The 14,817-nt window shown below is 60.2% G+C and carries 17 protein-coding genes; 11 read left to right on the top strand and 6 right to left on the bottom strand.

Going from position 1 to position 14,817, the window contains the following annotated elements; translation table 11 throughout:
* On the bottom strand, positions 1-288 hold a 288-nt coding region (locus BM062_RS18960; protein ID WP_139220122.1), incomplete at its 3' end, for a transposase.
* 321 nt (positions 289-609) lie between these two features.
* Here BM062_RS18960 and aceA point away from each other — a divergent pair.
* A complete protein-coding gene (aceA, locus tag BM062_RS18955; RefSeq protein ID WP_092399690.1) occupies positions 610-1,905 on the top strand; it encodes an isocitrate lyase in 1,296 nt (431 codons plus the stop codon).
* Between the two features lie 124 nt (positions 1,906-2,029).
* Here the strand turns inward: aceA and BM062_RS18950 are convergent, their stop codons facing one another.
* Both BM062_RS18950 and BM062_RS25665 read right to left on the bottom strand, forming a co-directional pair.
* Positions 2,030-2,506, bottom strand: coding sequence for an Lrp/AsnC family transcriptional regulator (locus BM062_RS18950; RefSeq protein WP_092399704.1), 477 nt, complete (start codon positions 2,504-2,506; stop codon positions 2,030-2,032).
* A 61-nt stretch (positions 2,507-2,567) separates the two neighbouring features.
* Entirely contained in the window at positions 2,568-2,723 is a 156-nt protein-coding gene (locus BM062_RS25665; RefSeq protein WP_175501085.1) for a hypothetical protein, read from the bottom strand.
* Between BM062_RS25665 and BM062_RS18945 the strand changes: the two genes are divergently transcribed.
* The 6 genes from BM062_RS18945 to BM062_RS18920 all read left to right on the top strand — a co-directional run bounded on the left by BM062_RS18945 (position 2,722) and on the right by BM062_RS18920 (position 9,275).
* Entirely contained in the window at positions 2,722-3,699 is a 978-nt protein-coding gene (locus BM062_RS18945; protein WP_092399688.1) for an ABC transporter substrate-binding protein, read from the top strand. The genes BM062_RS25665 and BM062_RS18945 overlap by 2 nt on opposite strands.
* Before the next feature lie 115 nt (positions 3,700-3,814).
* The gene (locus tag BM062_RS18940) at positions 3,815-4,762 is read left to right on the top strand and encodes an ABC transporter permease (RefSeq protein WP_092399686.1); all 948 of its coding nucleotides are present in this window, start codon (positions 3,815-3,817) and stop codon (positions 4,760-4,762) included.
* Positions 4,762-5,556 (top strand): ABC transporter ATP-binding protein, encoded by a 795-nt coding sequence (locus BM062_RS18935; RefSeq protein ID WP_092399684.1) that lies wholly within the window; start codon positions 4,762-4,764, stop codon positions 5,554-5,556. Before BM062_RS18940 ends, BM062_RS18935 begins: the two co-directional genes overlap by 1 nt.
* 36 nt (positions 5,557-5,592) lie before the next feature.
* On the top strand, positions 5,593-6,864 hold the full coding sequence (locus tag BM062_RS18930; RefSeq protein WP_092399682.1) for a Glu/Leu/Phe/Val dehydrogenase dimerization domain-containing protein: 1,272 nt from the start codon (positions 5,593-5,595) through the stop codon (positions 6,862-6,864).
* Between the two features lie 45 nt (positions 6,865-6,909).
* On the top strand, positions 6,910-7,986 hold the full coding sequence (gene hppD, locus BM062_RS18925; RefSeq protein ID WP_092399680.1) for a 4-hydroxyphenylpyruvate dioxygenase: 1,077 nt from the start codon (positions 6,910-6,912) through the stop codon (positions 7,984-7,986).
* A 200-nt stretch (positions 7,987-8,186) separates the two neighbouring features.
* Positions 8,187-9,275: a porin gene (locus tag BM062_RS18920; RefSeq protein ID WP_092399678.1), complete on the top strand. Its 1,089-nt coding sequence runs from the start codon at positions 8,187-8,189 to the stop codon at positions 9,273-9,275.
* A gap of 46 nt (positions 9,276-9,321) precedes the next feature.
* On the opposite strand, the gene BM062_RS18915 is transcribed toward BM062_RS18920, so the two are convergent.
* From BM062_RS18915 to modA, 3 genes are all read right to left on the bottom strand, one after another.
* Positions 9,322-9,999, bottom strand: coding sequence for an ATP-binding cassette domain-containing protein (locus BM062_RS18915; protein WP_092399676.1), 678 nt, complete (start codon positions 9,997-9,999; stop codon positions 9,322-9,324).
* Between the two features lie 10 nt (positions 10,000-10,009).
* Complete coding sequence (modB, locus tag BM062_RS18910; protein WP_092399674.1) at positions 10,010-10,687, bottom strand: molybdate ABC transporter permease subunit; 678 nt, start codon at positions 10,685-10,687, stop codon at positions 10,010-10,012.
* Between the two features lie 83 nt (positions 10,688-10,770).
* A complete protein-coding gene (gene modA / locus BM062_RS18905; protein ID WP_092399672.1) occupies positions 10,771-11,532 on the bottom strand; it encodes a molybdate ABC transporter substrate-binding protein in 762 nt (253 codons plus the stop codon).
* A gap of 168 nt (positions 11,533-11,700) precedes the next feature.
* On the opposite strand from modA, the gene BM062_RS18900 reads away from it, so the two are divergent.
* From BM062_RS18900 to BM062_RS18885, 4 genes are all read left to right on the top strand, one after another.
* Entirely contained in the window at positions 11,701-12,069 is a 369-nt protein-coding gene (locus tag BM062_RS18900; protein WP_092399670.1) for a winged helix-turn-helix domain-containing protein, read from the top strand.
* Positions 12,070-12,110: 41 nt separating this feature from the next.
* Positions 12,111-13,874, top strand: a complete 1,764-nt coding sequence (locus tag BM062_RS18895; RefSeq protein WP_092399668.1) for a ClcB-like voltage-gated chloride channel protein — start codon at positions 12,111-12,113, stop codon at positions 13,872-13,874.
* 143 nt (positions 13,875-14,017) lie between these two features.
* The gene (locus tag BM062_RS18890) at positions 14,018-14,272 is read left to right on the top strand and encodes a GlsB/YeaQ/YmgE family stress response membrane protein (RefSeq protein WP_092399666.1); all 255 of its coding nucleotides are present in this window, start codon (positions 14,018-14,020) and stop codon (positions 14,270-14,272) included.
* Positions 14,272-14,817, top strand: coding sequence for a hypothetical protein (locus tag BM062_RS18885; RefSeq protein WP_092399664.1), 546 nt, complete (start codon positions 14,272-14,274; stop codon positions 14,815-14,817). Before BM062_RS18890 ends, BM062_RS18885 begins: the two co-directional genes overlap by 1 nt.

Genomic DNA, 14,817 nt, shown 5'->3' with positions numbered 1-14,817 from the left:
CCTGAAACCGGCGAACCAGCGATACGCAACGTTCACTTGTACTTCGCGCATCAACTGCCGTTCACTGCGTACGCCAAACAGATAGCCAATGAATAAGAGTTTGAACAACACTACCGGATCGAGCGCCGGACGCCCGTTATCGGCGCAGTACAGGTGCGCTACCTTCTCACGGATAAAATCGAAATCGACCGCCGCAGCGATCTTACGTAGTAGATGATCACTGGGCACCAGGCTTTCCAGTGTCACCATCTCCAGTTCGTGCTGGTACGGTGCAGGGATTTTTAGCATGCCCCATTATAGAAAAAGCCTTCCAATTTCGGAAGGCTTTGTCAGCAACCTGGAGGGAGCTTGCTCCCTCTTTTTTTTCGCATATTTCAGGATACGACATGCATTTCATAATGTGGAATTGTGAAATGCGAAGCACCATTTTCATATTTCACTCTCAGGGATTTTATTTCATATCGCAAAAAATGAAAGTTAAGTCATTGAATTTAAATGAAATAAAAATACTTATATATCTTATATAAGACATTGTTGCCTCGCACAGATAAGCCTACTATTTAGTCATCGGATTTGATTTTACTTTTTGTTTTTAACAGGAGAACGACGATGACTACACGTGAACAGCAAGTTGCCGCACTGGCCAAGGACTGGGCCGAAAATCCACGCTGGAAGGGCGTTACCCGCAATTATTCTGCAGAAGACGTCGTACGTCTGCGCGGTTCGGTGCAGATCGAACACACGCTGGCAAAGCGCGGCGCCGACAAGCTGTGGAAGTTGCTGCACGAAGAACCATTCGTCAACTCCCTCGGCGCGTTGACCGGCAACCAGGCGATGCAGCAAGTCAAGGCAGGCTTGAAAGCGATCTACCTGTCGGGCTGGCAAGTCGCGGGCGACGCCAACCTGGCCGGCGAAATGTATCCTGACCAGTCGCTGTACCCAGCCAACTCGGTGCCGCTGGTAGTCAAGCGCATCAACAATACATTCCAGCGCGCCGACCAGATTCAATGGTCGGAAGGCAAAAACGATATCGACTTCTTCGCGCCTATCGTGGCGGATGCGGAAGCCGGTTTCGGCGGCGTGCTGAACGCCTATGAACTGATGAAGTCGATGATCGATGCCGGCGCTGCCGGCGTTCACTTCGAAGACCAGCTGGCCTCGGTCAAGAAATGCGGCCACATGGGCGGCAAGGTGCTGGTGCCAAGCCGTGAAGCGGTTGAGAAGCTGAACGCGGCGCGCCTGGCGGCCGACGTTTCCGGCACGTCGACCCTGGTGATCGCCCGCACCGATGCGGAAGCGGCTGACCTGCTGACTTCGGATGTCGACGAAAACGACAAGCCGTTCCTGACGGGCGAACGCACGGTAGAAGGTTTTTACAAGACCCGCCCAGGCATCGACCAGGCCATCTCGCGCGCACTGGCTTACTCGCCGTACGCCGACCTGGTGTGGTGCGAAACCGGCAAGCCGGACCTGGCTTTCGCCAAGAAATTCGCGGAAGCGGTGCATGCCAAGTTCCCAGGCAAGATGCTGGCGTATAACTGCTCGCCATCGTTCAACTGGAAAAAGAACCTGGACGACGCCACCATCGCCAAGTTCCAGAAAGAGCTGGGCGCGATGGGCTACAAGTTCCAGTTCATCACGCTGGCCGGTTTCCACGCATTGAACTACTCGATGTTCAACCTGGCGCACGGTTATGCCCGCAACCAGATGTCCGCTTTCGTCGAACTGCAGGAAGCAGAGTTCGCCGCCGCCGACAAGGGCTTCACCGCAGTCAAGCACCAGCGCGAAGTCGGCACCGGTTATTTCGATGCGGTGACCCAGGCGATCCAGCAAGGCCAGTCATCGACTACCGCCTTGCACGGTTCGACCGAAGATGAACAATTCTTCGAAGCCAAGGTGGCCTGATTTGCAGGATTGAAAGTTTATTGAACGCCGGCTAGCCGGCAAGCCTCTGGTGTTATCTCGCCAGGGGCCATGAAGGCCGCATCCCACAAGGGTGCGGCCTTTTATCATTGGCGAGCGGGTTTGTTCATGCCGGAGGCAAGGGCAGCATGTTGGTCGACTTGATTTCATCCAGGCAGACGCTGGACCGCACGCCGCTGACGCCGCGCATGCGCATCAGTTTTTCCATCAGAAAATCCGACAGCTCTTTGAGGTCGTGGGCGGTGACCTTGAGCACATAGTCAAAGTCGCCGGTTACCGAGTAACATTCCAGGATCTGCGGCCATTCGTTGATAGCGCTCTTGAAGCCGGACAAGTCGTTGATGTGTCCTTTTTCCATCGAGACGTGGACAAAGGCGATCACGAACAGGCCCAGGCTGGCTGGATTCAGGCGGGTTTCATAGCGTACGATAAAACCTGCTTCTTCCAGCCGTCGATGGCGGCGGTGGCACTGCGGCGCCGACAGGTTGACTGCCTGCGCCAGCTCCAGGTTGGATACGCGGCCGTTCTGCTGCAGAAAAGTCAACATTTTGCGGTCGATTTGATCGATGTCTATTTTGTGCAATTTATTCTCGATTTGCGTATTTTCTACGAAATTATATTTCATAACCGGGTAAACATCGGCCTCAAGTCGCAAGCCAATTTTGAGCGTTAAAAGCTATACTTTTTTCAAAATAACACATGGCGCCGCAGGGGGAGCAGTACGAAGCAAGTCCCTGTTGCAATATAATAAAGAAGCCGATTTCCGGCAACCAAACTGACTCATTTGGAGACAAAGTCATGAAATTTCCTTTCTTGCGTTCCGCTATTGCATCCCTGGTCTTGCTGAGCCTGGCGGGCGTATCCGCTTCCGCGGCGTATGCCGCAGATAAAACGGTAGTGGTCACGGCCATCGTTGAACATCCGGCGCTCGACGCTGTGCGCGACGGCGTCAAGGACGAGTTGAAGGCGGCCGGCTATGAAGCGGGCAAGAACCTGAAGTTCGAATATCAAAGCGCGCAAGGCAACAACGCCACGGCGTCGCAGATCGCCCGCAAGTATGCCGGCAGCCGGCCGGATGTCGCGGTCGCGATCGCCACTCCTTCAGCCCAGGCGCTGGTGGCCGCCACCAAGACCGTGCCTATCGTATACGCTGCAGTGACCGATCCGGTCGCCGCCAAGCTGGTGAAGAGCTGGGATGCATCCGGCACCAACGTCACCGGTGTTTCCGACATGTCGCCGCTGGACAAGCAGATCGAACTGATCCGCAAGGTGGCGCCGAAAGCCAAGCGCATCGGCGTGATCTACAGCCCGGGCGAAGCCAATTCGGTATCCATCGTCGAATCGCTCAAGAAACTGCTGGCCGGCACCGACCTGACCCTGGTCGAAGGCGCCGCCGCCCGCACCATCGATGTGCCTAGCGCTACGCAAAGCCTGGTAGGCAAGGTCGACGTCATCTACGCGCCGACCGACAACAACGTCATGTCGGCCTTCGAAGGCATCGTCAAGGTAGCGGAACAGGCCAAGCTGCCCGTGGTTGCTGCCGATACCGGCGCGGTGAAACGCGGCGCCGCCGCTGCCATCGGCCTCAACTACTACGACCTCGGCCGCCAGACCGGCAAGATCGTGGTGCGCATCCTGAAGGGCGAAGCCGCCGGCACGATCGCTTCGCAAACCAGCACGACATTCGAACTCTACGTCAATCCTAAAGCTGCGCTGAAACAGGGCCTGACCTTGCCGGCTGACCTGGTCAAGTCGGCCAAGGTGGTCGAGCAATAAGATGCGCGCGGATGACTCTGCCATCCGCTTGCTGCATCGCTGGTGATTCTGTTTTGTTGGTGAACCGCCTGCCGCCTTGCCGGCAGGGCGGTCCCGAGCTTATTGAAGGAAGTTTATGTCGCTCATCGCTTCGCTAGGCGCCATTGAGATAGGCCTGATTTTCGGCCTGGTCGCGCTTGGCGTGTTCTTGTCTTTCCGTGTCGTCAATTTTCCCGACCTGACGGTCGACGGCAGTTTTCCCCTCGGCGGCGCAGTTGCCGCAACCCTGATTGTCTCCGGCTGGAATCCTTTCCTGGCCACCTTCATCGCGCTGCTGGCCGGCGGACTGGCGGGCTGCGTGACAGCCTGCCTGAATGTATACCTGAAGATCATGCAATTGCTGGCCAGCATCCTGGTGATGATTGCACTGTATTCGGTCAACCTGCGCATCATGGGCAAACCCAACGTAGCGCTGATCAGCGAGCCGACGGTGTTCAGCATGACCAGTATCGGCGACCTGCCGGACTACTGGGTGCAGCCACTGGTGATGCTGGTGATCGTGCTGATCGCCAAGCTCTTGCTGGATGCGTTTTTTGCCTCCGAGACCGGGCTGGCCATGCGCGCCACCGGCGGCAATGCCCGCATGGCGCGTGCCCAGGGCATCTCCACCAACCGCCAGACCGTATGGGGCCTGGCGATTTCGAACGCGCTCGTGGCCTTGGCCGGCGCGCTGTTCGTGCAGACCCAGGGCGGCGCCGATATTTCGATGGGCATAGGCACCATCGTGATCGGACTGGCTGCCGTGATCATCGGCGAAACCGTGGTGCCGGCACGCAGCCTGGTGATCACCACCGCGGCCTGCATCTTCGGCGCCGTGCTGTATCGCTTTTTCATCGCGCTGGCGCTGGACATGGATTTCATCGGCCTCAAGGCGCAGGACCTGAATCTGGTGACAGCCTTGCTGGTCGGCTTTGCGCTGCTGATACCTAATTTCAAGCGCAGCTTCGGCCGCAAGCGCGGCAATGGAAAACTCAAACCTTCCGGCGGCAGCGTTGTGCCGGCAACCCAGGAAGGAGAAAACTGATGCTGCAGCTGAATAACCTGGAAATCACTTTCAATCCCGGCACGCCTATCGAAAACAAGGTGCTGCGCGGGCTATCGCTGGAGATTCCGTCAGGGCAGTTCGTGACGGTGATCGGCTCCAATGGCGCCGGCAAGTCGACCATGCTCAATGCCGTCAGCGGCGACCTGATGGTCGACAGCGGCAGCATCACCATCGACGGCACCGATGCCACCCGCCGCTCCAGCTGGCAGCGCGCCGACCTGGTGGCGCGGGTATTCCAGGACCCGATGGCGGGCACCTGCGAGAGCCTGACGATTGAAGAAAACATGGCGCTGGCGTGGAAGCGCGGCAGCCCGCGCGGCCTGCGTTTTTCCTTGAACCGCCCGATGCGCGAACTGTTCCGCGAAAAGCTCAGCATCCTTGGCCTGGGCCTGGAAAACCGCCTGTCCGATCGCATGGGACTGCTGTCAGGCGGCCAGCGCCAGGCCGTCAGCCTGCTGATGGCTTCGCTGCAGCCGTCGCGCATCTTGCTGCTGGACGAACACACCGCCGCGCTCGATCCGAAAACCGCGGCCTTCATCCTGAGCCTGACGGCAAAGATCGTCGAATCGGGAAAACTGACGGCGATGATGGTGACGCACAGCATGCGCCAGGCGCTCGACTATGGCACGCGCACCGTGATGCTGCACGAAGGCAAGGTGATCCTGGACGTGCACGGCGAGCAGCGCAAGGGCATGGATGTGCCTGACCTGCTGCGCATGTTCGAAACCACGCGCGGCGAAAAAATCGATGACGACAAGCTGTTGCTGGGCTGACCGGGCAGCAGCGCAGAAAACCCAGACAGGAGAAACATGAAGGCTTTATTGAATGCGTTTGAAAGCAGGGCGCCGGAAATCGTCTTTGAATGGCATGACGCGGAGACCCCGGCGCGCGGCTGGATCGTCATCAACTCGCTGCGCGGCGGCGCCGCCGGCGGCGGCACCCGCATGCGCAGCGGCCTGGACCGGCGCGAAGTGGAATCGCTGGCCAAGACCATGGAAGTCAAGTTCACCGTCTCCGGCCCGGCCATCGGCGGCGCCAAGTCGGGCATCGATTTCGATCCGGCCGATCCGCGCAAGGATGGCGTGCTGCGGCGCTGGTACAAGGCAGTCACGCCTTTGCTGAAAACCTATTACGGCACCGGCGGCGACCTCAATGTCGATGAAGTCCACGAAGTGATCCCGATGACCGAGAGCTACGGCCTGTGGCATCCGCAGGAAGGCATCGTCAACGGCCATTTCCAGCCGAGCGACAGCGCCCGCATCCAGAAGGTCGGCCAGTTGCGGATGGGCGTGGCCAAGGTGGTGGAAGACGCGCGCTATACGCCGGCCGCCGGCCGCAAGTACCTGGTGGCGGACCTGATCACCGGCTGGGGCGTCGCGGAGTCCGTATTGCACTACTACCGCCTGTATGGCGGCAGCGTGGCAGGCAAGCGCGTGATCGTGCAGGGCTGGGGCAATGTCGGTTCGACCGCGGCGTATTACCTGTCGAAGGCCGGCGCACGCGTGGTCGGCATCATCGACCGCAATGGCGGCCTGGTGAAAGCCGATGGCTACAGCCATGACGAAGTGCATGCCTTGTTCCTGGCCAAGCAGGGCAACCAGCTGATCGCCGACGGCATGCTGTCGTTCGAGGCATGCAATGCGGCGATCTGGAGCGTCGGCGCGGACATCTTCCTGCCTTGCGCCGGCTCGCGCCTGGTCAGGCAGGAACAGGTGGAGCAGATGGTCGCCCACGGCCTTGAAGTGGTCGCGAGCGGCGCCAACGTGCCGTTTGCCGACAGCGATATTTTCTACGGCCCGATCTATGAAGATGCCGACGCCAAGGTTGCCGTGATCCCGGATTTCGTCGCCAACTGCGGCATGGCGCGCGCTTTTGCGTTCCTGATGCAAAGCGAGGTTGAAATTTCGGACGAAGCGATCTTCGGCGATGTCTCGGCCACCGTGGCCGCGGCGCTGGAGAAATGCCATGCGCGTTCGGCCAGCCGCACCGGCATCGCCAAAGTCGCTTTTGAAATCGCCCTGCAGCAACTGATTACGCCAGATACACCAGAAACCCCGGAGCCGGCTGCTACCCGCAGCTGATCCGTTTTGACCCAGTCCACCAGACTTTATTTGCAGGAGTTCATCATGTCCGATCTGTTTGAAAACCCCATGGGCCTGTGCGGCTTTGAATTTGTCGAATTCGCCTCGCCCACCCCGAACGTGCTGGAGCCGGCATTCGAAGCCATGGGCTTCTCCAAGGTGGCGCGTCACCGTTCCAAGGACGTGACGCTGTATCGCCAGGGCGATATCAATTTCATCATCAACTACGAGCCGAAGAGCCCCGCTTATTATTTCGCCAAAGAGCATGGCCCGTCGGCCTGCGGCATGGCGTTCCGCGTCAATGATGCGCACCTGGCCTACCAGCGCGCGCTGGAACGCGGCGCCGAGCCGATGGAAATCAACACCGGCGTGATGGAGCTGCGCTTGCCGGCGATCAAGGGCATCGGCGGCGCGCCGCTGTATCTGATCGATCGTTTCACTCCCGGCAAGTCGATCTATGACATCGATTTCGAATTCATCGAGGGCGTCGACCGCAATCCAGCCGGCGCCGGCCTGAAAACCATCGACCACCTGACCCACAATGTGTACCGCGGCCGCATGGCGCACTGGGCCGCGTTCTACGAGCGACTGTTCAATTTCCGCGAAGTCCGCTATTTCGACATCAAGGGCGAATACACCGGCCTGACCTCGAAGGCGATGAGCGCGCCGGACGGCAAGATCCGCATCCCCCTGAATGAAGAGTCGTCCAAAGGCTCGGGCCAGATCGAAGAATTCCTGATGCAGTTCAACGGCGAAGGCATCCAGCATATTGCTTTGCAAACTGACAACCTGGTGCAGACCTGGGACGCCCTGAAGAAAATGGGCACGCCGTTCATGACCGCGCCGCCGGCGACCTATTACGAAATGCTGGAAGGGCGTTTGCCTGGCCATGGCGAGCCGACCGCCGAGCTGCAGATGCGCGGCATCCTGCTGGACGGCGTCTCCAACCAGGACGGCCAGCGCCTGCTGCTGCAAATCTTCTCGGCGACCACGCTGGGGCCGGTATTTTTCGAATTTATCCAGCGCAAAGGCGACGAAGGCTTCGGCGAAGGCAATTTCAAGGCGCTGTTCGAGTCCATCGAACGCGACCAGATACGCCGCGGTGTACTGAAATCAGAATAAACTTAGTTGGGTTTTAACAACAACTTGTTTTGGGAGAAAGTTGTGCTGATATGATGTCCGTTCAACTTTATCCCGGCGACGCTGGAGTGGCAGCGTGATGTAGCAGCAGTGGCGGTAAAGCGATGGCGGGGCGACGTGGGGGCAGGCGTCGCCAGGCTGTCGAAAAAAATCTAAAAAATGTTTAACTTACGGAGAGACGCATGAAAAAAATATCCTTGATGCTGGTAGCGGCAGGTTTGGCCAGCGGGAGCGCGATGGCCCAGACCAATGTCACGATCTACGGCATTGTCGACACCAGCATCCGTTATCTCAGCAGCGATAACGCAGCCGGGCAAAAGAACTTCGTCATCACGAATGGCGCGATCTCCAACAGCCGCATCGGCTTCAAGGGTACTGAAGACCTGGGCGGCGGCCTGAAAGCCATTTTCCGCCTGGAAAACGGCTTCAACTCCGATACCGGCAGCCTGTCCAGCGCCGGTACCTTGTTCAGCCGCCAATCCTACGTCGGCCTGAGCGGTTCGTTCGGCACGGTCACCCTGGGCCGTCAACAGACTCCGCTGTTTGACCTGATGGCAGATCATTTCGATCCGCTGACCGTCGGCAATTACGACCAGAATGCATGGCTGCCGGCCGGCGCCACGCTGGTCCGCAATTCGAACATGCTCAAGTACTACGGCACTTTCGGCGGCCTTGCTGCCGGCGTGAGCTACGCTGCGGGCGAGAAGGCCGGATCGGTCAAGCTGGGCAGCCAGATCGGCGCTACGCTGGCCTATACCGCAGGTCCGTTTGCGATCGGCGGCGGCTTCCAGCAAACCGTCAGCCCGACCAATTCGGACTGGAAAGATACCGCCTATAACCTGAGCCTGTCCTACACCCTGGGCGCGGCCAAGCTGTTCGGCGGCTACTATCGCATCAAGGACAGCACCGGCACCACGCCGGCATATTTCGGCGTCACCAACAGCGTGGCTTCGATCAATGGCGGCATCGGCGGCGTCGAGCGCAAGGACGATGCTTACTTCCTGGGCGCGACTTACCAGGCAACTCCAGCCTGGTCGCTGACTGCAGCCGGCTACTATGACAAGAGCAAGAACGTCACGGTCGCCACCCTGGGCAACCTGGGCGACGGCACCCGCTACGCGCTGGTCGGCGTGGCTGAATATGCCTTGTCGAAGCGGACCCAGGTCTACGGTACCGTGGACTACAACAAGGCCAAGAACGCAGCCTTGTCGGAACTGGTTGGCAAGGATAGCGTGACCGGTGTTGCGATCGGCATCCGCCACATTTTCTAAGCAAGGAAATCCGGCGACAGAAAGCGCAGCTTCGGCTGCGCTTTTTTTATGTCCCGGCCGGCGGCGCGATCATGCCGTCGCGGATCTCGAATATCTCGTCGCCCAGCAAGGCCAGGTCGGCAGGATCGTGGGTGATCACCATCATCGGCACGTCCAGCTGCTTTTGCAGCTCGGACAATTCGCGCCGCATCTTGTCGCGCAGGCTCAGGTCGAGCGCGGAAAACGGTTCGTCCAGCAGCAGGATGTCCGGTTCCAGCGCCAGCGCCCGGGCCAGGGCCACACGTTGCCGCTGGCCGCCGGACAGCTGGTGCGGATAACTGTTGGCGGCTGCGCTCAGCTCGAACGAGGCCAGCCACTTCCTGACGATCGGATGATCGTGCGGGCGGCGCAGGTTGAAACAGCCCGGGCGCAAGCCGAAAGCCACGTTCTGGGCCACGGTAAGGTGCGGAAACAGCGCATAGTCCTGGAACAGGTAGGCGACCTTGCGCTGCTGCGGCGGCAGGCAAATGCCGCCGGCGCTGTCGAACAGGGTGTTTTGCTTGAGGCGTATATGCCCCTGGTCTGGCGTCAGTAAACCGGCGATCGCTTGCAAGGTCAGGCTCTTGCCGGCGCCCGACGGGCCGTACAGCACCACGCGGTCGCTTTCAGTGCGCAAGGCGATGTCCAGGTTGAAGCCGCGGTCGTCGGCTTGCAAATGCTTGCGTATGCTGATCTCGATGGTCATAGGAAATTCGTCATGATTGCCTGCGCCGCTGGCTTTTCGGTAACAGGCGGCCGGCGATCAGCAGCACCACGATGCAGGTGGCCGAAGTGATCAGCACCAGCAGGTTGGCGGTCTGGTCGTCGCCTGCCTGCACCGCTTCATAGATGGCGACCGACAAAGTCTGGGTGCGCCCCGGCAGGTTGCCGGCAATCATCAGGGTGGCGCCGAACTCTCCTAGCGCGCGTGCAAACGCCAGCAATACGCCGGCGGCAATGCCCTTGGAGGCCAGCGGCAAGGTGACGCGGAAGAACACGCCGGCCTCGGATACGCCCAGCACGCGGGCGGCGTTTTCGAGCTGTACGTCGACATTGTCAAAAGCGGCGCGGGCTGACTTGAGCACCAGCGGAAAGGCGACGATGGTGGCCGCGATCACCGCGCCTTGCCAGGTGAATACCAGTTCGATGCCCCATTTTTCCAGCCAGGCGCCGAACACGCCGCGGCGGCCCAGCAGCACCAGCAGATAGTAGCCGAGCACGGTCGGCGGCAGCACCAGCGGCAGGGTCAGGACGGCGTCGACCAGGTCGCGCGCCGGCGAACGCCAGCGCGACAGGCCATAGGCGGCGGCGACCCCAAGCAGCATGTTGAGCAGGGTAGCCCAGCCGGCAACTTTCAGCGACAGCAGGAGGGCGACCCAGGCCCCATTGTTCATGGCTTCTGCTTTCTATTCACTACTTACCCTTGATGTGATGCGCTTGATCTCGTGCGGAAGAACTTGACGATAACACTCTGTCATCAGGGTTTCAAGAAACCGTAGCGCGCCAGCGTGGCCTGGCCGGCCGGCGACAGTACGTAGGCGACGAACTTGGCCGCCATGTCAGCCTGTTTGGTGTTGCTGGTGACGGCGATCGGATAACTGACCGCGGTTTGCGAAGGTACGCGCAGTGCAACCTTGACCTTGTCCGGCATGATCGCGGCGTCGGTGGAAAAAACGAAGCCGGCGTCGACTTCGCCGCGCGCCACATAGTCCAGGCTCTGGCGCACGTTTTGCGCCGGCACGCCCTTGGCGGCAACCGCGTCCCACAGGTTGGCGTGTTCCAGGGCGGCCTTGGTGTAGCGGCCGACCGGCACCGAAGCCGGATTGCCGTAGGCTACGCGCTTGACCGCCGGCTGCGCCAGGTCCTGCAATTGCTGGATGTGCAGCTGGCTGTCGGCCGGCACGATCAGCACGATCTGGTTATTGGCGAAATTCTTGCGGCTGCCGGCCACCACTGCCTTTTCGGCTTCGGCCTTGTTCATGGCTTCCTGGTCGGCCGAAGCGAATACGTCGGCCGGCGCGCCTTTGATGATCTGCTGCAGCAAGATATCGGAGGCGGCAAAGTTGAGGATCACCTTGGTGTCCGGGTTCTGCGCTTCAAACGACTGGCTGAGATCCTTGAAAGCATTGGTCAGGCTGGCGGCAGCCGAGACCACCAGGTCGGCCGCGTGGGCAACCGGCGTCAACAGCAACAAGGGGAGGGCGCTGGCAAGAACGAGGCGTTTGAGGCGGCACAACATGGAATGTCTCCTGGACAGTGGATGGCAAGATCGGCAACATCGAAATATATGGCAGGATATAGCGTAGGTCAACTTTAAAACACCGAGCCTGCGTGAAATCTTGCCGGCATGGCGAGTCTGCCAACAAAATATCTGGTGTGCCGCTACCTCCTTGCTACAATCCCGCATATGGCAAATTCCAAATCGATTCGGCTCAGAGTGTTGCAGGGCGATGCAATCGCCTTCGGTCCCGGCAAGGCAGCGTTGCTGCTGGCCATCCATCAGAGCGGTTCGATTTCTGCGGCGGCGCGTTCGCTAGGCATGTCATACCGTCGCGCCTGGCTGCTGGTCGAGGCGATGAACCAATGCTTCAAGTTGCCGCTGGTGGCTACTGCGACCGGAGGCGCCAAAGGCGGCGGCGCCCAGGTAACGGCCAGCGGGCATGAAGTCATCGCCCGTTACCAAGCCATGCAAAGCAAGGCGGAAGCGGCGGTAGCCGCGGATATGGCGTACTTCGACGCGCTGATGGCTGCGCCCGGCAGCCCCGCAGCCGATTGACGCAGCTGCATTCCAACCATATCTCTTTGCGACCAGCCACCATGCCCTCACGCAGCACCGCGCGCAGCACACTCCTAAGATACCGGATCCGCCTGCAACGCCTGTTCCATTTTTCCGAAAGCCATTCGATGCTGCTATGGGCAGCGGTGGTCGGTTTCCTGGGTGCGCTGGCGACAGTGCTGTTCCGCGAATGCATCTACGGTTTGCAGTCGCTGCTGACCGGCCATAGCGGCAGTTTTGTCGCCATGGCCAAGAGCCTGCCATGGTGGATGCGCCTGTTGCTGCCGGCCGCGGGCGGCCTGCTGGCCGGGGCGATCCTGGTGCTGGCGAAGCGCGTGCCGTCCAGCGCGACCTCGGATTACATGGAAGCGGTGGCTATCGGCGACGGCAACATCCCGGTGCGGCAAAGCCTGCTGCGCAGCCTTTCCTCGCTGGCGACGGTGGTTTCCGGCGGCTCGATCGGGCGTGAAGGGCCGATGGTGCAGCTGGCGGCGCTGGCGGCATCGCTGGTAGGCCGCTTCACGCATTTCAGTCCGGCCCGCTTGCGCCTGCTGGTGGCGTGCGGCGCCGCAGCGGGGATTACTTCGGCCTACAACGCGCCGATCGCCGGCGCTTTTTTCGTTACTGAAATCGTGCTGGGCGCGATCGTCATGGAAAGCTTCGGGCCGGTGGTGGTGGCGTCGGTGGTCGCCAACATCACCATGCGCGAATTGCCCGGCTACCATCCGGCCTACGAGATGCCGCCGTTCCCGCCGGTCGCCGGCATCGAGATCCTGTGGTTCGTCCTGCTGGGCATCATGGCAGGAGTTGCGGCGCCGCAATTCCTGCGTTTGCTGGCATTTTCCAAGAAATTGTTTACCCGGACCGCCTTGCCGCTGCCGCCGCGGCTGGCGCTGGGAGGTTTGCTGGTGGGCCTGATTTCGATCTGGCTGCCGGAGGTATGGGGCAACGGCTACAGCGTGGTCAATTCGCTGCTGCATACGCCCTGGCTGTGGTGGAGCGTATTGCTGATGCTGGTGTTCAAGGTCCTGGCCACCGCCATCACCACCGGTTCCGGCGCGGTCGGCGGCATCTTCACGCCGACCTTGTTCGTCGGCGCCGCCATCGGCTATCTGTTCGGGCAGCTGCTGCATATCGTGCTGCCGGACCTTACCTCGGCGCCGTTCGCGTATGCCATGGTGGGCATGGGCGCCTTCCTGGCGGCGGCCACCAGCGCGCCGCTGATGGCGATCCTGATGATTTTCGAGATGACCCTGAGCTACCAGGTGGTGCTGCCGCTGATGCTGTCCTGCGTGGTGGCTTATTTCGTTGCACGCAGCATCAACGGCGCCTCCATGTACGACATCACGATCAAGCGCAACCGCGATGCGCAGGAACGGGTGCGCCTGCGCGGCATCCACATGAGCGAGCTGATCCGGCCGGCGGACACCGTGCTGCCGCTGACGGCGCCGTTTGCCGAAATCAGCGGCATGTTCCTGAAGTATCCGGTGAAATACATCTACGTCGTCGACCAGCGTAATCGTTATTGCGGCGTGGTGGCTTTGCAAGACATTACTTCCTGCCTGCTGGAGAAGAGCGAGACGCAAGAGAAGGTGGCTGCCGATTTCGTGCGGCGCGAATTCCTGCATGTGGTGACGCCGGAGATGTCGCTGGGCGACGCCTTGCAGTCTTTCCTTGACCACCAGGGCGAGCGGCTGCCGGTGGTGCGCAGCCATGAAGACCCGGAACTGCTGGGCGCGGTCTACAAGACCTCCTTGCTGGATGCGTATTTCCGGCTGGACCGCTCGAAGGAGCTGCACGCCTGAATAATGTTGCCGAGATAATATTTCACATAAATTTACCTCGCAATCGCTGCGTACGGCCGGAGTTTGCTCTATATTGGACAGCGGGCCACCGGCTTTGCCCAAGGCAGCCGCCCCGCAAACAATATCAACTCTTAGGAGCAGCAATGGAAATTCTGTGGACAATCATCGTAGGTTTCATCGTCGGCGTGATTGCTAAATTCCTTCATCCAGGGAAGGAAAACATGGGTTTTATCGTGACTACCTTGCTGGGTATTGCCGGTTCGTTTTTGGCTGGTTATATCGGCCAGGCTCTCGGCTGGTACCACGCCGGCCAAGGTGCGGGTTTTATCGGCTCGATCGTCGGCGCTTTGATCCTGTTGCTGATTTACGGCTTTGTCAAAGGCAAGGCAGCTAGCTGATGCTGGACGCCTTGCGTGGCCGCCTGCCTGGACGCAAGATGCCGTCCAGGCAGGCTGATCTGGTCCTGATCCCCGCTACCGAGCGTGCGCTGCACGCGGTGCGCCACCGCTGCCGCCAGATGGTGGCGAAGCGAGCCTTGCTGTCGGCCGGCGCTTCGGCGCTGCCGATCTTGGGCGTCGATATCGCGGTCGACATCCACCTGCTGTCGCGGCTGATCGAAGATATCAACGCCGAGTTCGGCCTGACGCCGCAGCAGATCGACAAACTCCAGCCAAAACTCAAGGTGGCTACCTACAGCACCATCGTCGGCCTCGGCAGCACGCTTATCGGGCGGGCGGTGACGCGTGAACTCATGCTGAAAATCCTGACCCGCAGCGGCGTCAAGGTGCTCTCCAAGAACGCCACCCGGCTGGTGCCGATCGCCGGCCAGATGGTGTCGGCGGCAATCGGCTTTTCCGCCTTCCGGGCCATAGGCAACCGCCACATCGAAGCCTGCGTCAAGGTGGCGGAAGAGATGTTGAAAATGCAATCATCTATCGAATAG

The sequence above is a fragment of the Collimonas sp. OK412 genome (assembly GCF_900112135.1).
Lineage (GTDB): Bacteria > Pseudomonadota > Gammaproteobacteria > Burkholderiales > Burkholderiaceae_D > Collimonas > Collimonas rhizosphaerae.
The sequence above is the reverse complement of the archived record's forward strand: the minus strand, read 5'-3'. Positions and strand labels throughout refer to the sequence as shown.

Excerpts from the sequence above, each read along its gene's own strand:
- aceA (WP_092399690.1), top strand. The coding sequence starts at position 610 with ATGACTACACGTGAACAGCAAGTTGCCGCACTGGCCAAGGACTGGGCC.
- BM062_RS18945 (WP_092399688.1), top strand. The coding sequence starts at position 2,722 with ATGAAATTTCCTTTCTTGCGTTCCGCTATTGCATCCCTGGTCTTGCTG.
- BM062_RS25665 (WP_175501085.1), bottom strand. The coding sequence starts at position 2,723 with ATGACTTTGTCTCCAAATGAGTCAGTTTGGTTGCCGGAAATCGGCTTC.
- BM062_RS18940 (WP_092399686.1), top strand. The coding sequence starts at position 3,815 with ATGTCGCTCATCGCTTCGCTAGGCGCCATTGAGATAGGCCTGATTTTC.
- BM062_RS18935 (WP_092399684.1), top strand. The coding sequence starts at position 4,762 with ATGCTGCAGCTGAATAACCTGGAAATCACTTTCAATCCCGGCACGCCT.
- BM062_RS18930 (WP_092399682.1), top strand. The coding sequence starts at position 5,593 with ATGAAGGCTTTATTGAATGCGTTTGAAAGCAGGGCGCCGGAAATCGTC.
- hppD (WP_092399680.1), top strand. The coding sequence starts at position 6,910 with ATGTCCGATCTGTTTGAAAACCCCATGGGCCTGTGCGGCTTTGAATTT.
- BM062_RS18920 (WP_092399678.1), top strand. The coding sequence starts at position 8,187 with ATGAAAAAAATATCCTTGATGCTGGTAGCGGCAGGTTTGGCCAGCGGG.
- BM062_RS18915 (WP_092399676.1), bottom strand. The coding sequence starts at position 9,999 with ATGACCATCGAGATCAGCATACGCAAGCATTTGCAAGCCGACGACCGC.
- modB (WP_092399674.1), bottom strand. The coding sequence starts at position 10,687 with ATGAACAATGGGGCCTGGGTCGCCCTCCTGCTGTCGCTGAAAGTTGCC.
- modA (WP_092399672.1), bottom strand. The coding sequence starts at position 11,532 with ATGTTGTGCCGCCTCAAACGCCTCGTTCTTGCCAGCGCCCTCCCCTTG.
- BM062_RS18900 (WP_092399670.1), top strand. The coding sequence starts at position 11,701 with ATGGCAAATTCCAAATCGATTCGGCTCAGAGTGTTGCAGGGCGATGCA.
- BM062_RS18895 (WP_092399668.1), top strand. The coding sequence starts at position 12,111 with ATGCCCTCACGCAGCACCGCGCGCAGCACACTCCTAAGATACCGGATC.
- BM062_RS18890 (WP_092399666.1), top strand. The coding sequence starts at position 14,018 with ATGGAAATTCTGTGGACAATCATCGTAGGTTTCATCGTCGGCGTGATT.
- BM062_RS18885 (WP_092399664.1), top strand. The coding sequence starts at position 14,272 with ATGCTGGACGCCTTGCGTGGCCGCCTGCCTGGACGCAAGATGCCGTCC.